Raw genomic sequence first — 6,122 nt, forward strand, 5'->3', positions numbered from 1 at the left:
GGTGTTACGGCAAGACGCCGATGCGCACTTTCCTCGATTCGCTCGATCTCGCCAAGGAGAAACTCATCCCCCATTGACGACTCGTACTTTGTCGGCCCGACTACCTGTCAGATCAAGTCCCGGCTAATACAGCTGGACCCTGTCCGACGAAGACGCCGACGCTCAGGCACGCTTGCTCGATCGTCAGTTGGCCGCCTTGTTCGCGATGATCCCGATGGCCGCGGGCGCCAACATGATCGCGGCCATCGGGATGATTGCAGCACTCTGGGCGGATCTTCCCCGTCAGGGCGCGCTCGCCTGGGCCGCCGCGCTCGCGCTGATCCAGTCGGGTTGGGCCGCCCACGCACTGCTACGCATGGCCCGACGCCGGCGCGAACATCCCGCCCCCTATACCCGCCGCGATCTTGAAATCTTCACCGGCTGGTGGATCGGCGTGTCCGTGGTCATCAGCGCCGGGCTCATCCTTTGCGCGCCGTTCGTGTCCGGCAAAGCGCACCAAATGTTGCTGGTCGCGTTCTGCCCAGGACTGATCGCCGCAGGCGCGCTGGCCTATATGATGATGCCGCCGATCTCCGCGGTGTGGCTTGCGATCGTCATTCCGGGCACTGGCCGCGCAACCTGATATACGTCTCGTCCATCCGCCAGCTTCCGCCCACCGGGCGTTTGCGCTGGCGGAACGCCTTTTCGAACAACGGCACCAGCTTGATGACCCACCGGTGCACCGTCGAGTGATCGACTTCCATGCCGTGGTCGGCCATCATCTCTTCGAGATTGCGCAGGCTCAACGAGTACGCCACATACCACCGCACGCACAGCAGGATGATGTCGAGCGGGAAATGCAGCCGCTTTAGCACTTTCGCGACGCCCGGTGCCAGCATCTTGCGTGAAATCCGCTCTTTCTTCACCGGGCTGTCTGACAAATTTTTCATCCGCAAATCTTACCCTATCGCGCTATCGCGACAGAACCCTTATACTCGGAATCTGGCGCTGCCCGCTCGCGCGGCGTAGCGCCAAACTCGTCGGTCTCCGACAAACCCGGAGCGGTTCAGTTCGACTCAATAAATTGAATTGAAGGTGCCGTGCCGCCTATCGCAGTACACTTTCCCAACGTCAAATTATTGGTTTCACCAGTCGTCCCCGCATTTTTCAAACACTTCGGTGGATTGGTGGTTGCGTCGTTAACCTGCAGGTTAACAGCGAGTGCCGTCCCCGGTTTGAAATCCAACCCACTACCTCCACCATTGCCTACAATATTAAATTCCGACTGCGTCCATACCTGCCCGATATCGAGTGTGCTGTCAGACTGGTTAACACTATACGCGTTTCCATTATATGTGAGCATAACAGTATCGGTTCCACCCTGACCAGCCACGGAAGCATAACCCGCCAGTGTTACCAGAGAAATGGCACCCACGGGGATAGTTGGAGCAGTAACAGCAAAACTATTGCTAACACAGCCCGAATTACTAATATTTCCGCTCTCAAAAAATTGGAATCCCGTGGGACACTGCTTCTTATTCGCTAGCAATAAAAGCAGATCATTGATGCTCGGGAAGATCCAGTTCTGGATATATATTTGCGAATTTTTTGCAGGGACGGATCCTAGAGGTCCAGGCTGCGGCGCAAGATTGGAGGTTGCATAAACAAACTGCTGCCAAACCTGACAATCCGAATCAAATCCAATTTTCGGACAAAAAGATGGATTTTTTGTGATGTTGGTATTGAGTTGAAGTGAATAACCGGCAGTAGGATCCGTTAGTCCACGCACGCTGGCACCCGGAAAAGTTCCGATTGCCGAAGTCGTGATTCCAGTTGTCTTGGCAGCATAATCCGTCCCCCCTCCAGCGGTCTGGGTTCCGCTCTTAGCGCTCCGGCTTGATGTTTGTATCTCTAGGTTGCCTAAAGTGTCCGACTCTATGTTATTGGAGACCGAATGTGTCGGACCAGGTAGCTTTTGAGATACCTCACCACATGTCCCTTTTTTCCACGTAGTGTCGGGATAATTTATTGTATAACACCCTCCGCTAGGCGGAGGGCCCGCTTTCTTCACTGCCTCTTGCCAGGCCGCCTGTTCTTCTTTTGACGCCTGTGTATAATGCGCCGTCGCTGCTGCTTCGACACCAACAACAGGTGTTTGAGCATCAGCAATTGATGATGTCAAGGCGATTCCCAACGCGGTCGACATCATTACAACGAGTATTCCACCACATCCAGATACGTTGAATTTATTCATCGATAACATGTTTTTCTCCAGATTATATTTCGAATCGAGCGAATCACAATCTATAAGGCGTTCACCTCCCAGGGGCGTTGTTGCATAAATCGAGCGTCAGGACGGAGTGGTTCAAATGGTCATGATTTCAGACGATACGAACGGATTGCGGACAAGCGAGGTCTGCCATACGGTTGATTACGCCGACGCGACCACAACCTCGGTCGCCTGCGAGTAGACGCGACGCGGGCGCCCAGAGACAATTCTCAGTGAGCGTCTTGAACCAATACATCGCGTTCTCGGCAAGCGACCGCCGATGGTAAGTGTGTAAAAATTGAGAATGAATTAACCTGCCCAACGAATGACGAGATGACAATCCTGCCATCTCGTCACTCAGTTGATTAGGTGTTACTTCATCGATGCGACGGAGGTCTTAACTGCCTTGTCCAGAAAAGTCGACAGGTTGTCGTGCAGCAACTGCCGAGTAGGATCGTCCGCGTAACCCATGTGTCCAGCCGGATAGAGGATGCGAGTGTACATTTTCTGCATCTGGGCAGCCGGAATCGCTTTGGCAACAGATTGCATATCCCAGTCGACCCGGGCAGCCGGCACAACGGAATCATAATATCCGGCCGACGTCAGTACCTGCATGTTGGGATTGATCTGCATTTCGTCGGCAATGAAGGTGGTTGCATCTGGGAAGCTCAGGGTCGAACCATCCGGATAGGTCGTATAGTGATCCCACACGTAGCCAATCGTCTCGCTCAGCCCGTGATAAAGAGAGACGGTTTGATACTTGAGCGTGTTGTAAGCATAGGACGAGAAAATCGAATCGTAGGAGGCCAAATCATTGAGCGACGGATCGTAGATGAGGTAACTGCCGCAGAAGTTCGCCACATTCGATGAATCACAACTCGAGGCGTTTTGCGTTGCAGCCAGATTGCCCGTCAGTTGCTTGCGCAGATCGTATAGACCCAGGGTCTTGCCAGGGAACATTTCGATGACAAGACTTTGGCTCAGGAATCCGCCATAGTTGTACGAGCGAGCCGCCTTAAGCACGTCCGTGCCGCTCTGGATCATGTTCGCGGCAGGGTTCGAGACCAACGACGGATCGTAGTAAATATCCAGTCCGTTGAGGACAGGTAGATTCCCGGTGAAGGCTTGCATCGTTCCGACCAGGCTCGTAGCCTGGGTTTGCTGGGCAGATGTTGTCGGTTGAGGCACGAGCGTGCGAAGCTCGTTGAAAGCCAGGTTCTCGGAAGCCTGGAACAGATCAGGGAGACTCAGCTTCGAAAGCGTCGGATCAGATATCTTCCCATAGTACTTGGCCGCCATTGTGATAGTCGGCAGCAAATATGGGGGCAACGGATCGCGCCGCGCCGGCTCACCTTCATAGAAATTTAGAGCCGGCGCCTGCATCATCAGGCCGCTAAGCTTGATGCCGTAGACGTTCTGCAACGCATAGGAGAGTATGCCCGCGCGCGGTCCGCCATACGACTCGCCATACACCATCAGCGGTGAGCTTCCCCGGTCGTTGGTGATCATGTAGCGGTTAATAAAGCCCGCCATGATGTTGACGTCCGGATTGACGCCCCAGAAATCCTGGTTCTTGCTTGGTGCAACTGCCTCCGAAAACCCAGTGCCGACCGGATCGACAAAGATCACGTCGGTCTTGTCCAGCAGGGTCTGCGGATTCTCGCCGAGCGTGACGTCGTTCGGTCCGGACACCTTCGACCCCTGCGCGGTAAAGACGCGCATCGGGCCGAACGAGCCCATATGCAGGAATGATGACGGCGATCCCGGTCCACCATTAAAGAACACCGTCACGGGCCGCCTCGTCGTGTCCTGGTTGTCCAGCGTGTAGGCCGTGTAAAAGATCGTTGCCTGCGGTGCATTGGTGGTCGTGTCGCGCACGGTCAGGTGCCCCGCCGTAGCGGTATAGGTCATGTTCAGACCGTTGAGCTTGATCCGGTGGTGTGTGACCGCCGCGCCTTCCGTCGCGCTCGGCAACGAAGCGCCCGCACTTGCATCGTAGAGCGTGTTGTCGACATACGGCTTATCGGGTAACAAAGGCGTCAACGTCTGATCAACTGAGACCGTGGCGGGCGTGACCTGCGGCGTAATGGCCTTTGGCGCGTTGGCAGAGTTAGACGACGTGGCGGTTGTGCTGGTCGTGGATGATGCGGCGGGCGTCGCATCGTCGCCCCCGCCACACGCGCTCAGGAGAAGGAGGGTTGTGACCGAAGAGACGATCACCCTCGCCGGGACGGCGGAGAGGGCAGATACTATCTCACGCAGTCTTAGGTGATGCGTTGATATGTAGGATGCCATTTTTAGATACCCCTGGATGGAAGCAACGTCTCGTTGAGGAGGGATTTCCTAGCCGAGACGGTATGGATTTATATAAGCCAGTCATACACTTTCACAATGCATCAAGATAGCTCCTCCCTCATCATGTTTACGAGTGCTCACTAAACAATCAGTTTTTAGTATTCAAGAAAATAATTTAATAGTCTTAATTTAGGATAACAAAGTGTTTTTAATGTAAATCAATCTAAATAGAAATGAATACGCCGCTCAGCCAAACCATTCAACACCATCAATCACGAATTCGGCTGTGCGCACGGGTAACGTAGCTTTTTCATTCAGGTCAAAAACGTTGATTATTATTACTCTTTAAGAGTCATTGCTGTTGATTTTGTTTGCAATTACTGGGTCGCACAAAGACTGCCGCTTATCGATGAATTTTCTCGGAACACGCACTTGTATTGGACTGTATCGCATCGTAAGAAGGTGAAATAAAGCAAGCAAGTATTGTTCAAATTTCCCAGTATTTAGGATATTTAGATTGAATCCAACTTGGGGAGTTCTGTCGCATTGGTACTGAACCGCCCCGAGAATATAGGAGACTTCGGATCTTGGCTGTAATGGGAGATTTGAAGTATGGAAAACGAAAGGAAGGTAAGAAAGCCCACCGGGACCCGGTATTCGGATGAAGTGCAGGAACGCGGGTTCTGTCGCGATAGCGCGATAGGGTAAGATTTGCGGATGAAAAATTTGTCAGACAGCCCGGTGAAGAAAGAGCGGATTTCACGCAAGATGCTGGCACCGGGCGTCGCGAAAGTGCTAAAGCGGCTGCATTTCCCGCTCGACATCATCCTGCTGTGCGTGCGGTGGTATGTGGCGTACTCGCTGAGCCTGCGCAATCTCGAAGAGATGATGGCCGACCACGGCATGGAAGTCGATCACTCGACGGTGCACCGGTGGGTCATCAAGCTGGTGCCGTTGTTCGAAAAGGCGTTCCGCCAGCGCAAACGCCCGGTGGGCGGAAGCTGGCGGATGGACGAGACGTATATCAGGTTGCGCGGCCAGTGGAAGTACCTGTACCGGGCGGTGGACAAGGACGGCAACACGGTCGATTTCCTGTTCCGGGCCCGTCGTGACAGGGCAGCCGCCCAACGCTACTTCGAGAAAGCGATTGACCAGAACGGTGCGCCGGAGACGGTCACCGTCGATAAAAGCGGGGCCAATCTTTCAGCACTTCATGCGATCAACGCTGAGCGTGAGACGCCCATCAAGATCCGGCAGTGCAAGTATCTGAACAACATTGTCGAGCAGGATCATCGGGCGATCAAGCGGATCGTCAGACCGATGCTGGGCTTCAAGGATTTTCGCTGCGCGCGCATTATTCTTTCTGGCATCGAGATCATGCACATGATCCGAAAAGGGCAGTTGCAGAGACACCGTGACGTGCCGCTTTGCGTGGGTCAGCCATTCTACGCCTTGGTGATGTAAAGTGCGGTGGACTAGACTAAATCTGACAGTGGTTGGTTTTTCATGCTGGCGCGCATTGGCGCGAAGGGCGTAGCCCGTAGCGGCAATGCGCGCCGCGAACAGCAAGGAGTCCACC

The 6,122-nt window shown here is 54.1% G+C and carries 4 protein-coding genes and 2 pseudogenes; 2 read left to right on the plus strand and 4 right to left on the minus strand.

Annotation, left to right across the window (positions count from 1 at the left end; all coding sequences use genetic code 11):
* The first annotated feature begins 187 nt into the window (after positions 1–187).
* On the plus strand, positions 188–622 hold the full coding sequence (locus WS68_RS15960; protein ID WP_156429531.1) for a hypothetical protein: 435 nt from the start codon (positions 188–190) through the stop codon (positions 620–622).
* Here WS68_RS15960 and WS68_RS15965 read toward each other — a convergent pair.
* From WS68_RS15965 to WS68_RS15970, 4 genes and pseudogenes are all read right to left on the minus strand, one after another.
* Positions 606–878, minus strand: a pseudogene (locus tag WS68_RS15965) (IS6 family transposase); the annotation flags it as partial. The gene WS68_RS15960 and the pseudogene WS68_RS15965 overlap by 17 nt on opposite strands.
* Positions 879–1,045: 167 nt before the next feature.
* The gene (locus tag WS68_RS27705) at positions 1,046–2,242 is read right to left on the minus strand and encodes a hypothetical protein (protein ID WP_156429532.1); all 1,197 of its coding nucleotides are present in this window, start codon (positions 2,240–2,242) and stop codon (positions 1,046–1,048) included.
* A 118-nt stretch (positions 2,243–2,360) separates the two neighbouring features.
* A pseudogene (locus WS68_RS26340) lies at positions 2,361–2,534 on the minus strand (IS5/IS1182 family transposase); the annotation flags it as partial.
* An 86-nt stretch (positions 2,535–2,620) separates the two neighbouring features.
* A complete protein-coding gene (locus WS68_RS15970; protein WP_156429533.1) occupies positions 2,621–4,468 on the minus strand; it encodes a S10 family serine carboxypeptidase-like protein in 1,848 nt (615 codons plus the stop codon).
* Positions 4,469–5,311: 843 nt separating this feature from the next.
* On the opposite strand from WS68_RS15970, the gene WS68_RS15980 reads away from it, so the two are divergent.
* A complete protein-coding gene (locus tag WS68_RS15980) occupies positions 5,312–6,007 on the plus strand; it encodes an IS6 family transposase (protein ID WP_156429534.1) in 696 nt (231 codons plus the stop codon).
* The last annotated feature ends 115 nt before the right edge of the window (positions 6,008–6,122 follow it).

The organism is Burkholderia sp. TSV86 (assembly GCF_001522865.1).
Lineage (GTDB): Bacteria > Pseudomonadota > Gammaproteobacteria > Burkholderiales > Burkholderiaceae > Burkholderia.

Bases quoted from the DNA above. Each gene is read 5' to 3' on its own strand.
- WS68_RS27705 (WP_156429532.1), bottom strand. From the start codon at position 2,242: ATGTTATCGATGAATAAATTCAACGTATCTGGATGTGGTGGAATACTC.
- WS68_RS15980 (WP_156429534.1), top strand. From the start codon at position 5,312: ATGCTGGCACCGGGCGTCGCGAAAGTGCTAAAGCGGCTGCATTTCCCG.